Source organism: Paroceanicella profunda (genome assembly GCF_005887635.2).
GTDB classification, from domain to species: domain Bacteria; phylum Pseudomonadota; class Alphaproteobacteria; order Rhodobacterales; family Rhodobacteraceae; genus Paroceanicella; species Paroceanicella profunda.
Window position 1 is genome coordinate 98033 of sequence record NZ_CP040823.1, and the last position, 16024, is coordinate 114056.

The following is a 16024-nucleotide window of genomic DNA, read 5'->3' on the forward strand; positions in this document are numbered from 1 at the left end:
AACTGAAATACCACCGTATTTTGCTCTTGAAGCTCTAGCTACTGTAGGGGCTATGTCATGGTAAAGCACCCGAATCCAGAGGTCCATTCATGCCGTCCGACACCCATCGTCACGACCACGATCACGCCGAAGATGCCCAGACAAGCGGCGGCAGCTGCTGCGGGAGCGCCGGAACGTGCGGCGACATCGTTCCGACGACGCCCGCGCCAGCGGGCGGGCGCAGTTTTCAGGTGTCCGGCCTCGATTGCGCCGAGGAGGTAGCAATCCTGAACAAGGTGGTCGGCCCGAAGATCGGCGGGGCCGAGCATCTCGCGTTCGACGTGATCAATGGACGGATGACTATTCTCGACAGCGCCAAGAGTGTATCGGACGGCGAAATTGCAGAGCTGGTCGCAAGCACCGGCATGACCGCCAAGCCCTGGGATGCCGAAAACGCGTCGGTCGACCAGGCGGCCCATCTTGCACGCCAGCGGCTGTTTACGGCGCTCAGTGGCGGCTTCTGGGCCGCGGGATTTCTGTGGCACATCATCGAGACCGGCATGGGGGGGGCACTCGGCCTCTTCGCAGGGCACGGCGAAGCGCCGATGCCACTGGTCGAGGCAGGGCTATTCGCGGTTGCGATCCTGTTCGGTGTTTGGCTCGTGGCGCCCAAGGCATGGTCGTCCGCACGGCGGCTGTCGCCCGACATGAACCTGCTCATGGTAGTCGCAGTCGCGGGTGCAATTGGCCTCGGCGAATTTTTCGAGGCGGCGACGGTTGCGTTCTTCTTCTCGCTCTCGCTTTTCCTCGAAAGCTGGAGCGTCGGGCGTGCGAGGAATGCGGTTTCAGCTCTGCTGGACCTGGCGCCGCCGACGGCAAGAATTCTTTATGATGACGGTTCGGAAGCGGACGTACCGGCTTCCGCGGTTGCTATCAACGCACGTTTCGTCGTGCGCGGCGGAGACCGCATCCCATTGGATGGTGAGGTTGTCGATGGGGCAGGGGCCGTCGATCAGGCGCCAATCACCGGAGAGAGTGCGCTGGTCCCAAAGGAACGGGGCGACGATGTCTATGCCGGTACGATCAACGGCGAAGGCACACTGACGGTGCGCGCCACGAAGGCCGCCTCGGACACCGTGTTGGCCAAGATTATCCGCATGGTCGGCGACGCCCATGCCCGCCGCGCGCCGGTGGAGCAGTGGGTGGCGAAATTTGCCCGCATCTACACGCCTATCGTCATGGCTCTCGCCATCGCAATTGCCCTGTTGCCGCCGCTCATTTTCGGTGGGGCCTGGGATTATTGGTTCTACAATGCACTCGTGCTGCTGGTGATCGCCTGCCCGTGTGCTCTGGTCATCTCGACACCGGTCTCCATCGTCGCTGCACTCACCGCCTCTGCGCGGGCGGGGGTGCTGATCAAGGGCGGTGCATATGTTGAGGCACCGGGCAAGACCACTGCATTGGCCATGGACAAGACCGGCACGATCACCATGGGCGAGCCCGAGGTGGCGGCGGTGCATCCGCTGGGCAAAGCATCGGCGCAAGATCTGATGACCCTCGCCGCTGGGCTGGAGGCACGTTCCTCGCATCCCTTGGCGCGTGCCATTCTCGCGCGGGCAGAAGCCGACGGCATCAATGTGTCCGCCGCGGAAGACACCCGAACCGTTCCCGGTAGAGGACTTGAAGGACGCACAGACGGCCGGTCGATCTGGCTAGGGTCCGACCGGTTTGCCGAGGAGAAGGGTTTCGGCGACGCCATTCCGAAGGATCTGCGCGACCGCATCGAAGGGGCTGGCAGCACCCTTGTTGCCGTGGGCGACGACACCGGCGTGACCGGCATCCTGGAATTGCGCGACCGTATCCGCCCCGACGCCAAGGGCATCGTGGCACAGCTCCACGCGCAAGGCGTGAAGACCATCGTCATGTTGACGGGCGACAACGAGCGGACAGCGCGCGCCGTTGCAGCCGAGGTCGGCATCGACGAGGTCCGTGCCGAGCTTTTGCCCGAAGACAAGGTGACAGCCATCGAAGAACTGGTCGAAACGCATGACATGGTGGCCATGATCGGCGACGGGGTGAACGACGCCCCCGCCATGGCGCGCGCGCATTACGCCATCGCGATGGGCGCTGTTGGTTCGGACGCGGCAATCGAGACGGCGGATATTGCCCTGATGACCGACGACCTCGGCAAGGTGCCTTGGCTGATCGGTCATTCGCGCCGGACAATGTCGATTATCCATCAGAACATCGGTATTTCCTTGGCGACCAAGGGCGTTTTCGTTGTCGCTACCGCGTTCGGACTGGCATCGATGTGGGGCGCTATTGCAGCCGACGTAGGAGTGTCATTGCTGGTGGTGGCCAACGCCCTGCGCCTGCTTAACAGCCAAGAGGCCAAGGCGCCGCCGTCCGGCGGTGAACAGGTTGGCGAAGGCTTGGCCAAAGGGGCGCTGGCACATGGTCATTGAACTGGGAGAACCCGGAAAGGAGCCGAGACGAGACATGAGCGTGAAGGGCAGGATGATGTGTCCGGTTTGCGAGGTGCCCTTGAGCATGACCGACCGCCAGGGGATCGAGATCGACTTCTGTCCCGATTGCCGGGGTGTCTGGCTCGACCGGGGCGAACTGGACAAGATCATCGAGCGTTCGGCACCCGATGTGGCGCCTCAGCGGGTGCCTGAGCCGCGCGGCTACGACGATGATCGCGGCTACCGGCGCGGAAAGCACGGCTATCGGCGCAAATCCTGGCTTCACGAGTTGTTCGATTAAGGCTTGCCGTGGCCTCCCTGCCGGTCGCCCTCAAGGCGCTGCGGTAGGCCCGCAAGGCATTCAGCGGTGAGCAGGTTGGTCCAAAGATCGCAAAGGCCGCGCTTGCCCACGGACATTGATCACGCAGCATTTGCAAGGTAACGTAATGTCCATATCAGACCTCACGAAAGAGGCATCGAGCAGTGAAAACCATCCGATTTCCCCGCCGCGCCGTCCTGTTGGGCGGGTTGGCAGCGTTTTTGTCTGGCTGTGCCAGCAGGTTCCGCAGCTATGGCGGACCCGAGGTGACCCGTGTTCGGCTTTACAAGGGGCAGCGTTTGCTTGTTCTGGACGGAGCCGATCGCGTATTGCAAACCTATCCGGTCGGGCTGGGTTTCGCTCCTGAGGGTCACAAGCAATTCGAGGGAGACGGCCGGACCCCTGAGGGCGCTTACGTAGTCGATAAGCGCAACCCCGACAGTACGTATCCTCTTTCGGTTGGCATCTCCTATCCGAATGAGGCCGACATAGCCTTCGCTGAAGCGCAGGGCCTTTCCCCCGGCGGCGACATCTTCATCCATGGTGGTCCACGCCCAGGGATCGACCCAACGGATGTCCGCGACTGGACAGCTGGCTGCATCGCGGTCACAGATCGGCAGATCGAGGACATCTATGCAATGGTGAAAGACGGAACACCGATCGACATCTACGCCTGATGGGAGGAGATGATCTTCCGTCAGATCAGGAAAATCGTCGGCACAGGGCCACGTTGATCACTTCGATGGCGATCACGGCTAAAGTGACGCTCGCCGCCGGGGGCCAGCGCAAGCACCCGGTACGCGTAAGGACACTACAATATGTGTCCAGCCGTGGCAGTGGCGAAACAGGCGGGCCCTAGCGGAGAAGAATGCGTCTGGTCTCATGTCGAATTCAATCTATCCGAGGGCATAGACGATGGTCACGACGGTAATCATGACAACCATGAACATGGAGAATGCGCCAAGGGCGAGCGTACGGCCCATGTCCCGGTTCGGCTTCTCTACTTTCAGACGCAGTTCCTCCGCGGTTTCCGGAAACTCGAGCGCCGCCGCATTCGATTGGCGCATCAGGTCGTAGCGGGACGTCCAGCGCCGTTCCTCCGCCGCGTTCCAGCCGTTCAGCACCAGAATGATTGCCGCGATGAGAACCATCGACGACGGGACCCAGATTACGTAGCCACCGATTGTCTCGTCAGCCAGGGCGCGAAGTCGACCACCGCTCGCTGCGATGATTTCTGATCCATAGAGGGGCACCTCCTTGAGCGTTGTCAGGGAGCCCAGAAAGATGTTGGAAACGATCACCACGAACCCTGACATCAGCCGAGCGCCGCGCCGCGCTCCTTCAGGCGGATCACGCAGATCGAACAGCATAGCAAAGTACCAAAGCCCAGCAAGCACCATAGACAGATGTGCCAGCGCTTCCATCGCCGCAATACGTTGTGTAAGGGCGTAGATCATCGGGATCTGCCAGACGAAAAGCGCACCAATCAACAAGGAGGTGGCAGATGCAGGAAGCGCCAAGAATCGCGGGATGCGCGCACGCCCAATCGCGGCAAGGCGTCGGCGCCATTCCCTTTTCAATCCGGCTTGAAGGCCAAGCCAGGGCTGAGAAACCGCGATAAGAAGCGGTCCTACCAGTCGCAGAAGAAGATGCTCGACCTGATGTACCGAAAACAGACTGTGCCCCAATGGCGAGAGCGGCCCATTCGTCGCGACGAGGACGGCCGCGAGGCCGACAAAGAAGGCGGTTCGACGCCAACCAGAAACCCTTCCGAGACAGCGAGCGTGTATTTTGAGCCCACGCAAAAACAGCCATACTGTAAGACCGACAACAATGAGCGACACCGGTGACAGCACATAGCCGAAAGGGTCGTAAAGGAAGAAGAAGTTTGTGATCATTCGCTCTGGCCCTCGCTCATCCGAGGGTTGTCGGAGGTAGCCGGTGTGAGCCGCGAGATCCCGGAAGCGCCGCCACGGGCCAGTGACAGATCGGTCGACATGGCGAGGTATTCGCCTTGTATCCACGAGGGAAAGAGATTGTCGTAGAATCGAGATAGCGGATGTCCCGACTGTCCGGCGGGCGTGATGTAGTATGATCCCGCTGCTTCCGATATCGACATGACCGCCTGAAAATTGCTTCCGGCACTCACAAGGAATGGACGGTCTTCTTCAACACCAAATGATGTCAAGAATTGCGTAAACGGATCGCCTGAAATCGGCGCTTGAAGGGACAGCAGGTTGGTCAGCAACCCACGTGAACTGATCGGCGACCACTGCATGTCCAATCTATGCTCCTCCCCCCAGGTCCACGTCGAGGGATCGCGCCCTTATCGATCGACCAGCCAGCCAAGGGCATCATCCAGGGCCACGCGAACCTGCTCCTCGCATGTCTCGCGAGGTGAGGATAGGCGGATGTCGCACCAGATTGCGCTACCGCGACGATCGCTGAGTACCGCATAAAGAAAGTTCGGGTTCGGACGGGTCCAGAGTTGCTGCGCTGCCGGAAATTCGTCTTTCAAAATGCGCTGCTGCAAAGCCCGGAGCCAAGTCCAGAACAGCAGAGGTTCCGGTGAATAGCGATCCATGTCGCCATTCCACGACGCAAGCCTGTCCAGTAGTTCACGACGAAGGTCGTTCGCATCGGTGCCTTCGATGCTGTCTCTGGACTGCACGAACCAAAGCTCCTTCGCCATCAGGGGCAGCAGGGTTCGCGCCACGGTACTTACGGTGTCCCTTTGAACACCGATGGCGCCTTCAGTCGAGAAGATCGATTGCCGCGCTTCAAGCTCCGCCAGTCGAATGTCGCGAAATGACAACGCTCGTACGGCTTCCTCTTTTGGCCATCGGGCAACGGTCTCTCGGTCAATGGCCAATGCCTCCATGCCTTTCGGCAACATGTCTGCGGCAACTCCGATGGCATCGGTCGCGTCGGCCGAACGCGTGAACAGCTCCAGCATCGTCAGGAAACCTGCCGCCTGCACGGGTGACGGCCCCCTTGGTGCCTCCTCGTCTGGCACGGGAAATGACCGGAAGGCCCAGGCGACGCGCGTATTGCGACCGACAATAACGAAAGGTACGCCCGGCATCGTGGCCCCTATGGCCGGCCCTGTCGAAAACTGAAGATCGGCGAGATACCATTCCGAGGGCAGCGACAGGGAACCGCTGATATCGGCGGCGAGAATTGGTGTCCCGGCAGCGGTTCGGTCACCGTCTATCGCCCATGCATCGAGGCGCTGCTGCGGATCAGTCGCAAATAGTTCGAGCACTTTTGGTCGATCCGACGGTATAATTGCACTTGATAAGCTCGGCGTTCCTTTCCGTGCGCTTTCCGGTCGCAGGCCATTCAGAAAAGACCGGGCAATCCTCAGGCTATCGCCAGGTGTCCAGGCATCGATCGACCGTTCGTCTGCGATCAACAGTTCCGGCGAGCCTCTGCCGCGCCCTCCCGCCGACACCAGCTCGAGCCACGCATTGACGCCGGCGGCATAGGATTCGAGCGCGTCTGAGACCGCTGGCGCAACGGACAATGTCTCATCGGATGGCCAAGAAGCTTCGGCCATTCGCCTTGCCCTTAACAGCTGACCGAGTCGGTCTTGCGCATGAACGAAGCCGATCGCGAAATAGACATCCGCGGCGGAACTCGCGGTAATGTGCGGGATTGCCGAGGCATCTCGCAGAATATCGACCGGTCCACCTAAGCCTGCTACCGAGAAGTCCTCGTTGTAGTCGGGAACGGATGCGCTCAGCAGAAAATAGACCAACCCGGAACCAACCGATGCCGTGATACAGATCGCCAAGAACCCGTACAGTAATATGTTGAAAAGACGTCTCACGTCGGTGCCGTTTCGAAACCCTTCTCATGCAAAGATGCGCAAGAGGACCACCGAAACGAAATAGGTGAGAAGACCGAAGGCGATCGCCGAACTCGCCGCATACTGGAGGATATCCAGCCGGTTTCCTTTTCGGCGTCGCGCCAGATATCCACCCCAGATCGCACCCGCGACAATGCCCGCGATTACCAGCATGACTTTTTCTCCGTTCGTGTTCTCTTGTTGCACCGGTGTGTGCCGACCAGACCTGCAGCCAGTCCCACGGCCCAAGTAGTGAAGATGAGAGCCAGCAGCGCCCAGTCGCCGAAGCGCGCATATAGCGTTGACGGATGAGCAGAGGGCAGAGCCGCATCTATTACACCGGTTTCTCCGTTGCCGAGCCGCGCGACGAGGTCACCGTTCGCGTCGATGACCGCGGAGATGCCCGTATTCGCGGCTCGGATGACAGGAAGGCCTTCCTCTACGGCACGCATCCGTGCGGAAGCCAGATGCTGCTCGGGTCCGATGCTGGTGCCGAACCAGGCGTCGTTTGTCGCGTTGAAAATCCAGTCCGGCCTGAACAGGTCGTCGACCACATGGCTTGGGAAGATGATCTCATAGCAGATCGCCACGGCGACCAGGGGCACACCCGGAAGCGCAAGCGTTCGCGGGCCCGGTCCGGGCGTAAAATCGCCCAGACCCGCCGTGAGTCGCTCGATGGGCAACCAGCCACGGAATGGCACATATTCGCCGAAGGGTACGAGATGGTGTTTCGCGTATCCGGTCAGGATTCTGCCGGTCTCGCCAAAAGCCTGGACCGTGTTGAAATATCGGGTGCCATCCTCGCTCGGTACACGGTCCGGCACCCCGGTGAGCAGCATGCTGCCGTCTGGTAGCGCTGCGGCAATGCGATCCCGCGCCTCCGTATCCTCATCGAGGAAACCCGGAAAGGCGGTTTCCGGCCAAAGAAGAACGTCGAAATCGCCGGGCTGGGTTGAAAGCTCAACATAGCGCGCGAAGGTCGCCTCGCGGTTCTCGGGCGCCCATTTCTCCTCTTGTGGAATGTTGCCCTGGACGATGCGCAGGTCGACACCGGGTGGCTGTTGTGCATCCGACTGGAGGCGAAGCGTACCGACAGCCCACATCGTCGCGATGCCGGCCAGCGCCATGAGCGAAACGGTCAATCGTTGCCGCCCGGACGTCATGACAGCCGCGCCGGGAAGTGCCGCGACGAACACGCTGAGAAAGCTTAACCCATAGCTTCCGACCCAGGCGGCGGTCTGGCGAAGGGCGGCGTAGTCGGCAAGTGCGTAGCCGGCGAGGTTCCAGGGAAACCCTGTCAGAACGTGACCACGCAACCACTCGGTCGCGGTCCAGGAGGTCGTGAACAGGAGGCAGGCGAGGAGACTACCCAGGGCTCCGCGCCGCGCGATTTCGGCGAAGAGCGCTGCGGCAATGGCTGGGAAAATTGCGAGACCTGCGGACAATCCCGCGACAGCCGGGATCGCCATCGCCCCGAACCGCTCGGCCTCGACGTAGAAACTCTCTGCAATCCACGAAATCCCGAAACCGAACTGGCCAAGACCAAACGCCCAGCCGACGAGGAAAGCACGCCCTAGGGAGAGATCGCGAAGACCGACAAAGAACGCGGAATAGGCAACGGGAACGAGCAGGAGAAGCGAGAAAGGCGGGAAAGTCAGAACGGTCAGCGCCCCGGCGGCGAAACCAAGCGTCATCCGCGAAAGCAAACGGTGGCGCAGAGCGATGCGGTTCAGAATTTTCGGTTTCACGACTTGATCGAACGCCGCGCGCTGATCCATGGCGCGGCGAGCAAGAGCCCCACGCCACTGACAACAAATATATCGGCCATGTTGAAGGCAGGCCAATGTGTTGTGCCAATGTAGAAATCGAGAAAGTCTGTTACAGCCCGATACCGCACACGATCGATAACATTGCCCAAGGCTCCGCCAATGATCGCGCCATAGGCAAGTGTTTCGACCGCATTTTCGGCGCGAAACAGCATAACCCCCAGCCAAACACAGATGGCAAGAGCGAGAGCGATGAGGCTCCACCACGGAGCGCCGCCCAGCATCCCGAAAGTCACGCCGTCATTACGATAAAAGACGAGGTTGAATCCCGGAAACACGGAAATCCCGGCGCTTAAAGTGACGGCATTCGCAACGACAATGGCTTTGGTGATCTGATCGATCGCGAACGCAGCAAGCGCTGCAAAGACGCCGATCATCGCAGATACTTTGTATGATGACATTGCCTCATCCCAACCAGACATCGAGAAACAGCATCAGAACGAGCCCGACTGCGAGACCGAGCGTCGCCCTGTTCTGATGGCCGCTGCGATGGGTTTCGGGGATGATTTCGTGGCTGATGACGTAGAGCATTGCGCCCGCGGCAAAGGCCAGTCCCCATGGCAGCAGCGGTTCCGACAGCGTGATGATCCCGGCCCCGAGCAGGCCGCCAATCGGCTCGACCATGCCCGTCAGCGCCGCGATGCCCCAGGCGCGCAGCTTCGGATATCCCTCGCCCAGCAGAGATACAGCGACGGCCAATCCTTCGGGCGCATTCTGAAGCCCGATGCCGACAGCAAGCGGCAAACCGCCCTCCATACCTCCGGATCCGAAGCCGACCCCGACCGCGAGGCCTTCGGGGAAGTTGTGGATCGTGATCGCGATGATGAAAAGCCAGACCCGCCGCAAAGACGCCGCTTCGGGCCCTTCGCGTCCCGTCTTGAAATGCTCGTGCGGCAGCTTTTCGTTCATCAGCGCGACAGCCCCCATGCCCAAGAGGATCGAGACGCATACGATGGCCGCAGGCATCGCGCCGTTCTCGAACATCGGCTCGGCCGCATCCAATGCCGGGATGATCAGCGAAAAGAAGGAAGCGGCGAGCATCACACCGGCAGCGAAGCCGAGCGACAGATCGCGTGTGGCCCGCGACGGGATGCGTCCAAACAACACGGGAACTGCTCCGACTGCCGTGAGCGATCCGGCAGCCAGACTTCCGAGGAAGCCGAGCATGATCGGAGAGAGGTTTTCCATGGGCGGGCCAGGTTATCCTTCGCCGTAGCTCGAAAAGACTTCCGTCGACCCGTCCTCGCGGATGAGGAAGACATCATAGGCCTCGCGGTCGTCTTCTGGCCCCATGCCGGGCGAGCCATAGGGCATCCCAGGCACGGCGAGACCGACTGCGTCCGGGCGCTCATCGAGAAGGCGGCGGATGTCAGCGGCCGGTACATGGCCTTCGATCACGTAGCCGTCAATGAGCGCGGTGTGGCAGGAGACCATGCGCTGCGGCACGCCGTTGTCGAGCTTGAAGCGAACCAGCGACCCACCGAACATGTCCTGGCCGGTCGGCACAAAACCGTTCTCTTCGAGGTGGTTCATCCACGAGAGGCAGCAGCCGCAACCGTTCGTCTTGCGGACGTCGATCGCCGTTGCCTCTGCGAGGGCCTGGGCCGCCGGGAAAAGGGCGAGCGTGATGGCAAGAGCTTGGGTCATGCGTTTCATGGGTCAGAGCCTTTCGGTTGTCGTTTCGGCAATCTCGCTGCCGAGGTTTTCATTCAGAAGCGCCCGCGCCTCGGCCAGACGCGAGAGCGCGGCGGTATCATCCGCTTCGCTCTCAGCTGCTTCGGCGAGCCGGTCGTCAGTGAGGGGGTCAGTCGGGCGCCCATCCACGAGGACTTCGTAGTGCAGGTTCGGACCTGTCGCCGTGCCAGTCGCGCCGACGCGGCCGATCACATCTCCCGCCGCAACGCGTTGGCCTTGTGCCAGGTCTTCCGGCACGGCGCTCAGATGCGCGTAGCGCGTCATGGTGTCGGAGCCGTGCGAGATTTCGACCACACGGCCATAGCCACCGCGCCAGCCAATGAAACTAACCCGCCCCGGTGCCGTCGATTGAACCGGTGTCCCACGTGCCGCTGCGAAATCGACGCCTGTGTGCATCCGGACGTTGCCAAAGACCGGATGCGTGCGGCGTCCGAACACCGAGCTGAGGCGCGCACCCTCGACCGGCTGTGCGAAGACGCGCAGCACCTCGCCATCGACGTAGATCGTCGCCTGACCGCTGCCGTCGTCCGGCCATACGATCTCGCAAAGCGAACCGCCGATCTCCAGTGCGGCGAAGGCGAGTTCGGGCTGTCCGATCCTGTCCTCGCCGACCCGCGCCTCACGCCAGAGAAGCCTTAGTGCTTCGCCGCCGGCCATCTCGCGGCGGAAATCCACGGTCCCACCCAGCATCTGCGCAAGGTCCACGGAAAAACGGGCGGGTATGCCGGCTTCTTCGAGTGCCGCGAAGATCGAGCTGTCGATCACCGCTTCGCCGGCAAGGGTTACGATCTCCGGATCCGGAGTCACGACCTGTGTGGACAACCGCTCGCCGAACACCACCTCGATCCGAACCCCGTCCTCGACGGCAAGTGCGACGGTGCGGGGGCTGCCGTCCATGGTCGAAGCAACAGTGACCGAGTGCCCCGGCCGCAGCCGTCGCAGATCGTATTCCGCGCCAAGCGCGAGGGCAACTTCGGCTCTGTCAGGTGCCGCAAGTCCAGCTTCGGACAGCAAGAAATCGAGCGTCTCGCCAGGTGCAATGTCGCGCGACCACGTCGACAGCGGTGGCTCGATCGCGCTTACCGGCCTGTCGGCGAACGCGACCTGCAGAAGGGGTAGGGAGCCGAGGTCGGGTGCATCCTCTGCCCATGCCGTCGCGGGCAGCGTCACGAGGATGTCAACGTTTCTAGGGGCTTCAGGACCTTGGGGCATCCAGCTACCTGCCTGGGCAAGTTCCGGCGGCACGGGTTCTTTCGACAAAAGATCAGAGATGGCGATAGCCGCTCCCGAAACCGTCCCCGCAATTGCGACACCCGCCGCCAAAGTTCTGAGCCTCATGTCGCCCCCTCCATTTCTTCTGCCAGCGCGCGACGGATCTTCGGCACCGCGAATTCTCTGGCTTCGTGATAGTCGATCATGGTGACGAACCGCCCAGAGGCTGCGAACAGGAAGACGCTCGCGGTGTGGTTCATCGTGTAATCGCCGCTCTCCGTCGGTACTTGCTCGTAGGTGGCGCGGAAGCCGTCCGCGACGCGCGCGATCTGCTCTTCCGGCCCCGTCCAGCCACGGAGCGCAGGATGGAAGTAGCCGACATATTCGGCCATCGTTTCGACAGTGTCGCGCTCGGGATCGACCGTGATGAAAACCACGTTCATCTCGTCGGCCTCGTTTCCCAGATCGTCGAGCCATCCCGAAATGTCCGAGAGCGTGGTCGGGCAGACATCGGGACAGTAGGTGAAGCCGAAGAACGCCATCGTCGGGCGACCGATCAGGGTTTCCGGCCCGACCGCGTTGCCCTCATGATCCGTCAGACGGAAATCCATCTCGGTCAGGGCCACAGGCCGCTGCCCGACAGGTTCAGGTCCACCGGGTCCATCGACCTGCCACCAACCGACGAAGAGCATCAGGGCGACCGCCCCGACACCAGCCGCCCCGTACCCAGGATCGCCCGTCGCCGCATCAGTCCTCTGGCCCCCGCGCGGCGATTCCGAGGATCGGCACCTCGACCGTCACTTCGCCTCCGTCTTCGAAAAGCAGGGTCAGCGGAAAGGTGTCCCCTTCCGTCATCAGTTCTTGCAGCCGCATCAGCATTGCGTGCAGGCCCCCCGGTTCGAGCGCGACGCTCTCGCCCGGGGCGATCGCGATCTCCCCCGCCGGGTTCATGGAACTCACACCTTCGGCATTTGTCTTCGTCTCGTGAATTTCGGGCATCATCGCGAGCGGTGTTGTAAGGCCGATCAGCGTCACTGGCTCGTCGCCAGTGTTGCGGATCGTCATGTAAGCGGCCCCGGGACGGTTCATCCCGATGGAGGCGCGGGACCACGCGTTCTCGACGACAACATCCTCGGGTCCGGCCAGCGCGGGCGCTGAGAACCCTCCAAGGGTCAAAAGCGCCGCCAGTGTGCTGGTCAAAATATACTTTTTCATCGTTCTGATCCTGCCCTTTGTATTCAGCTTTGCGCGGCAGCGACTTCGGCGGCCACCAGACGACGCAATTCTGCCTCCCCGAATGGATCGAGCGGCTTGCCGTTCACGAAGAATGTGGGCGTCTGGCGAATTCCCACGGTCTCGACGTCGGCACGATCCTGGTTCAGGATCGCCACGACATCGGGCGCCATCATTTGCGTGCGCGCGGCCTCGGCATCGAGTCCGGCCGTGGCGGCGATCTGAAGGATCAGGCCGGGCGCCGGGGCACCGTGCGACGCCCATCTCGGCTGTTCCCGCAGAACGGCCTCAAGCACCGGCACGTAAACGTCCTGCATGCGTGCCGCCTCGAGCACGCGGATCGCTTCCTCGGATGCCGCGCCGTGGAAGGGCGTGTAGCGGATCACGACGCGGACAGCATCCCATGCTCGGCCATGATGTCCTTCACGATGGGATGAAAGGCGCGACAGGCCTCGCAGGCCGGATCGAAGAATTCGACGATCGTGACGGGCGCTTCCGCAGGCCCGAGGATGGGCGAGTAGGGGCGGATCATCGCGTCCGCGAGTTCCGGCGCAACAGGCTCCGCTTCGGCCACCGGGCCGGGGCGGGTTGCAAACCAGGTGGTTCCGCCGAAACCGGCGACGCCGAAGGCGAGAACGGACAGGATCAGGGCGCGTCGGTTCATTTTCGTGTGTCCTTCAATGAAAGGGCCGACAGCGCCCGATCAGCGCGAAGGCGGCGAGGGCCATCAGCGGGATCGGGATGCCGAAGACCAGTTGGTTGTCATCGGTGCAAGAGGGGCCGGTGGCCGTGCAGGGCTGGATGCGTTCGGGAACAAGACCGACGTACAGCCCCATGTGCCAGAGGGCGATTGCGCCGCCGCCAAGCGCCAATGCGATGCCGTAGCGCCCCACACGGCCGTCCCGCCACCAAAGGCCCAGCCTAGGATAATGGCCAAGGGAAACATGAAGGCGCGCTGGAACCAGCACAGCACACAGGGCGTCTGCCCCAGCACCTCGCCGATGAAAAGCACGGCAAGCGAGGCGACGAGCGCGATGATCCATGCCAGCCCGAGGGCTGTTTCTCCGGATATGCGGTTCATGTCGATCAGATCCTCTCTTCCAGATCGGCGAGAATCTCTTCGGCCGGGGTGCCGTAGGGCCAGGAGTCGGCAAAGCCCGCGTCGGGATCGAAGAGGAACAGATGCGACGTGTGGCCCATCGTGTAACCATCCGGCGCCGCAGCCTCTTCGACGCGTTCAAAGAAGATCGGAAACGTCTCGGATGTGGCGGCGATTTGTTCCGGCGTGCCCGTCAGCCCGATGATGCTCGCATCGAACAGCGGGACGTATTCGGCGAGTGCGGCGGGCGTGTCCGTTCGGGGTCGATTGTTATGAAAATCGGCTGGACCTTGGCGGCATCGTCGCCCAGACGTCCATCACCGCCGCGACCTCTGACAGGGTCGTCGGGCAGACGTCGGGACAGTTGGTGAAGCCGAAAAACACCAGCATCCAGCGCCCGCAAAGTCCTCCTCGGTTCGAACCATACCCTGGTGGTCCGTCAGTTCGAATTTAGCGAAAAAAGGCGGTTCGGCGTCGGTTCGGGCGCGGTCGGCACGATAGTCGGACCAGAGCAAAAGCCATACGAAGGCAAGCGCTGCCACGCCTGCCAAAACCCAAAGAAACTTCTGTGCCGATGTAAGGGACAATCCTGTTTCGCCTGTTATTGATTCTTATTGCATGTGCGGATACATCCTCTAGCCGCTAGAGGTTCAAGCACGAAATCATGGTATAGCTTGAACTCACGCGTCTGTGAATCCGACACTTGTTTATTCCGACGGCAAAACCTACACAAACTGTATCTTTTTCATGGAGGCGAAAATGCTCACGATCGGTACTCTGTCAAAGAAGACTGGCACAAAAGTGCAGACCATCCGGTACTACGAACAGATCGGACTCATGCCCGAACCTGGCAGGACCGAAGGCGGACAGAGGCGCTACGACAATGCACAGCTCGACCGACTGTCCTTCATCCGCCATTCGCGCAACTCGGTTTCTCGCTCGATGCGATCCGCGAGCTGCTGACCTCAGCGACCATCCCAACCGCCCTGCGACGAGGCAGATGCCATCGCGCGTCGCCAGCTCAAACAGGTGGAGCAGCGCATGGCCGCTGAAGGCGCTGCGCACGGAACTGAAACGCATGGTTCACGAATGCAGCGGCGGGCGGACGGGAGACTGCAAGGTGCTTGAGGTGTTGCGGGACCATTCGGAATGCCTGACCGAGCACGAGGAAATCGGGGCCTGAAGGAATTCAGCCAACATTCCGGCTGGAACGCAGATCAGCCGCAGAAGTTAATGTGTCGTACAACACAGGCTGGAACCACAAAATGGCTGCTAGACAAAATTCAATGGAGAGACGGACGCTTTGGATCGTTCTGGCGCTCAATATCGGTTTGGCCGTGGCCTTTTTCGCAACAGGCGCCTTCGGCGACTCAAGTGCCCTGATCGCCAACGGGCTCGATAACCTCTCCGACAGCTTCGTCTACGCGATCAGCCTTTTCGCTTTGTCCCGATCCGACAAATGGAAACGCGGGGCGGCGAACGTTTCCGGCGGGCTGCTGATCCTGTTCGCCGCTGGTATCCTCTACGATGCATGGCGCCGCTACATCGGCGGGTCAGATCCGCTCGGGACGATCATGATCGCCATGGCCCTGTTTGCGGCGGCGATCAACGCAGTCTGCGTCTGGCTGCTCGCTAAGCTCAAAGATCCGGACGTCAACATCCGCGCGGCCAACACCTTCAGTTACAACGATTTCGCCGCGAACCTCGGAATCGTCTTGGCTGGCGGCCTCGTCGCCTGGCTGGGAACAACTGGCCGGACTCGTCGTCGGCGTGATTGTCGCCGGGATCGCGGCCTGGGGGGTATCGACATTCTGCGCGACGCACACGGCGAACACCACAAAGCAGTTCATACGGGCAAATAGTTGCGGGAGATTCTTTCTGAAAGAAGGGTTTGAAGCTATAGTGACTATAGTAATTAGGCTTGTTCCAAGACGATTCGAGGAGCGACTCCGTTGCAGATGACCGACCCTACTTGCACCCCCAAATTACTGGATTTTGATGCCGCGCCTCTTGCGCATCTAATTGAGACCCGCGGCTGGCGCGGCTTATCCGAATACGATCGATCGGAGCTGCCTATGATTCGTTCGGAATGAAATCGCGTTCGGATACAATCGAGCTGACGACATCCCCGCCTCCGAGGTGCTTTCCGACGGCTACGGGCAGTGCAATACCAAAGGGACGCTCTTGATGGCGTTGCTGCGTGGTGTTGGCATTCGTTGCCGGTTGCCATGGGTTTACGATCCACAAAGGCTTGCAGCGCGGTGTTGTCCCAGAGTTGGTGTATCGCTTGCTCCGCAAGAAATTCTCCACTCATGGTTGAGATCGAATATCAAGGTGCTTGGTTCA

The 16024-nt window shown here is 61.3% G+C and carries 12 protein-coding genes and 6 pseudogenes; 5 read left to right on the forward strand and 13 right to left on the reverse strand.

The annotated features are described in order from the left end of the window. Nucleotides 1-89 precede the first annotated feature (89 nt). From FDP22_RS23820 to FDP22_RS23830, 3 genes are all read left to right on the forward strand, one after another. Nucleotides 90-2444 carry a heavy metal translocating P-type ATPase gene (locus FDP22_RS23820; protein WP_028095376.1) on the forward strand — a complete coding sequence of 785 codons (2355 nt, stop codon included), beginning with the start codon at nt 90-92 and terminating at the stop codon, nt 2442-2444. A 34-nt stretch (nt 2445-2478) separates the two neighbouring features. Continuing rightward, entirely contained in the window at nt 2479-2745 is a 267-nt protein-coding gene (locus tag FDP22_RS23825; protein ID WP_035367121.1) for a TFIIB-type zinc ribbon-containing protein, read from the forward strand. 182 nt (nt 2746-2927) lie between these two features. Beyond that, nucleotides 2928-3440 (forward strand): L,D-transpeptidase family protein, encoded by a 513-nt coding sequence (locus FDP22_RS23830; protein ID WP_138578362.1) that lies wholly within the window; start codon nt 2928-2930, stop codon nt 3438-3440. 219 nt (nt 3441-3659) lie between these two features. Here the strand turns inward: FDP22_RS23830 and FDP22_RS23835 are convergent, their stop codons facing one another. The 13 genes and pseudogenes from FDP22_RS23835 to FDP22_RS23890 form a co-directional block, all read right to left on the reverse strand. Then, nucleotides 3660-4661: a cytochrome c oxidase assembly protein gene (locus FDP22_RS23835; RefSeq protein WP_138578364.1), complete on the reverse strand. Its 1002-nt coding sequence runs from the start codon at nt 4659-4661 to the stop codon at nt 3660-3662. Beyond that, a pseudogene (locus tag FDP22_RS23840) lies at nt 4658-6595 on the reverse strand (penicillin acylase family protein). Before FDP22_RS23840 ends, FDP22_RS23835 begins: the two are co-directional and overlap by 4 nt. A 24-nt stretch (nt 6596-6619) precedes the next feature. Beyond that, a complete protein-coding gene (locus FDP22_RS24680; protein WP_009503847.1) occupies nt 6620-6787 on the reverse strand; it encodes a hypothetical protein in 168 nt (55 codons plus the stop codon). Beyond that, a complete protein-coding gene (gene lnt, locus FDP22_RS23845; RefSeq protein ID WP_028095371.1) occupies nt 6778-8391 on the reverse strand; it encodes an apolipoprotein N-acyltransferase in 1614 nt (537 codons plus the stop codon). Before lnt ends, FDP22_RS24680 begins: the two co-directional genes overlap by 10 nt. Continuing rightward, nucleotides 8358-8816, reverse strand: coding sequence for a signal peptidase II (gene lspA / locus FDP22_RS23850; RefSeq protein ID WP_009503845.1), 459 nt, complete (start codon nt 8814-8816; stop codon nt 8358-8360). Before lspA ends, lnt begins: the two co-directional genes overlap by 34 nt. Before the next feature lie 28 nt (nt 8817-8844). Further along, on the reverse strand, nt 8845-9627 hold the full coding sequence (locus FDP22_RS23855) for a ZIP family metal transporter (protein ID WP_028095370.1): 783 nt from the start codon (nt 9625-9627) through the stop codon (nt 8845-8847). Between the two features lie 12 nt (nt 9628-9639). Beyond that, entirely contained in the window at nt 9640-10095 is a 456-nt protein-coding gene (locus tag FDP22_RS23860; RefSeq protein WP_028095369.1) for a DUF411 domain-containing protein, read from the reverse strand. Nucleotides 10096-10098: 3 nt separating this feature from the next. Beyond that, entirely contained in the window at nt 10099-11472 is a 1374-nt protein-coding gene (locus FDP22_RS23865; protein WP_138578366.1) for a M23 family metallopeptidase, read from the reverse strand. Then, a pseudogene (locus FDP22_RS23870) lies at nt 11469-12094 on the reverse strand (SCO family protein). Before FDP22_RS23870 ends, FDP22_RS23865 begins: the two are co-directional and overlap by 4 nt. After that, a complete protein-coding gene (locus FDP22_RS23875; protein ID WP_028095366.1) occupies nt 12094-12561 on the reverse strand; it encodes a copper chaperone PCu(A)C in 468 nt (155 codons plus the stop codon). The pseudogene FDP22_RS23870 and the gene FDP22_RS23875 overlap by 1 nt, the downstream one beginning before the upstream one ends. A gap of 23 nt (nt 12562-12584) precedes the next feature. Beyond that, a pseudogene (locus FDP22_RS23880) lies at nt 12585-13243 on the reverse strand (DsbA family protein). Between the two features lie 63 nt (nt 13244-13306). Further along, a complete protein-coding gene (locus FDP22_RS23885) occupies nt 13307-13660 on the reverse strand; it encodes a disulfide bond formation protein B (protein ID WP_143972312.1) in 354 nt (117 codons plus the stop codon). A 5-nt stretch (nt 13661-13665) separates the two neighbouring features. Further along, a pseudogene (locus FDP22_RS23890) lies at nt 13666-14229 on the reverse strand (SCO family protein). 208 nt (nt 14230-14437) lie between these two features. Between FDP22_RS23890 and FDP22_RS23895 the strand changes: the two are divergent. Both FDP22_RS23895 and FDP22_RS23900 read left to right on the forward strand, forming a co-directional pair. After that, nucleotides 14438-14861: pseudogene (locus FDP22_RS23895) on the forward strand (MerR family transcriptional regulator). Nucleotides 14862-14964: 103 nt separating this feature from the next. Next, nucleotides 14965-15540: pseudogene (locus FDP22_RS23900) on the forward strand (cation efflux transmembrane domain-containing protein). Nucleotides 15541-16024: the final 484 nt, after the last annotated feature.

What these genes read in the sequence shown, in the direction of transcription:
- FDP22_RS23820 (WP_028095376.1), top strand. Translation starts at nt 90, where the DNA reads ATGCCGTCCGACACCCATCGTCACGACCACGATCACGCCGAAGATGCC.
- FDP22_RS23825 (WP_035367121.1), top strand. Translation starts at nt 2,479, where the DNA reads ATGAGCGTGAAGGGCAGGATGATGTGTCCGGTTTGCGAGGTGCCCTTG.
- FDP22_RS23835 (WP_138578364.1), bottom strand. Translation starts at nt 4,661, where the DNA reads ATGATCACAAACTTCTTCTTCCTTTACGACCCTTTCGGCTATGTGCTG.
- FDP22_RS24680 (WP_009503847.1), bottom strand. Translation starts at nt 6,787, where the DNA reads ATGCTGGTAATCGCGGGCATTGTCGCGGGTGCGATCTGGGGTGGATAT.
- lnt (WP_028095371.1), bottom strand. Translation starts at nt 8,391, where the DNA reads ATGGATCAGCGCGCGGCGTTCGATCAAGTCGTGAAACCGAAAATTCTG.
- lspA (WP_009503845.1), bottom strand. Translation starts at nt 8,816, where the DNA reads ATGATCGGCGTCTTTGCAGCGCTTGCTGCGTTCGCGATCGATCAGATC.
- FDP22_RS23855 (WP_028095370.1), bottom strand. Translation starts at nt 9,627, where the DNA reads ATGGAAAACCTCTCTCCGATCATGCTCGGCTTCCTCGGAAGTCTGGCT.
- FDP22_RS23860 (WP_028095369.1), bottom strand. Translation starts at nt 10,095, where the DNA reads ATGAAACGCATGACCCAAGCTCTTGCCATCACGCTCGCCCTTTTCCCG.
- FDP22_RS23865 (WP_138578366.1), bottom strand. Translation starts at nt 11,472, where the DNA reads ATGAGGCTCAGAACTTTGGCGGCGGGTGTCGCAATTGCGGGGACGGTT.
- FDP22_RS23875 (WP_028095366.1), bottom strand. Translation starts at nt 12,561, where the DNA reads ATGAAAAAGTATATTTTGACCAGCACACTGGCGGCGCTTTTGACCCTT.
- FDP22_RS23885 (WP_143972312.1), bottom strand. Translation starts at nt 13,660, where the DNA reads ATGAACCGCATATCCGGAGAAACAGCCCTCGGGCTGGCATGGATCATC.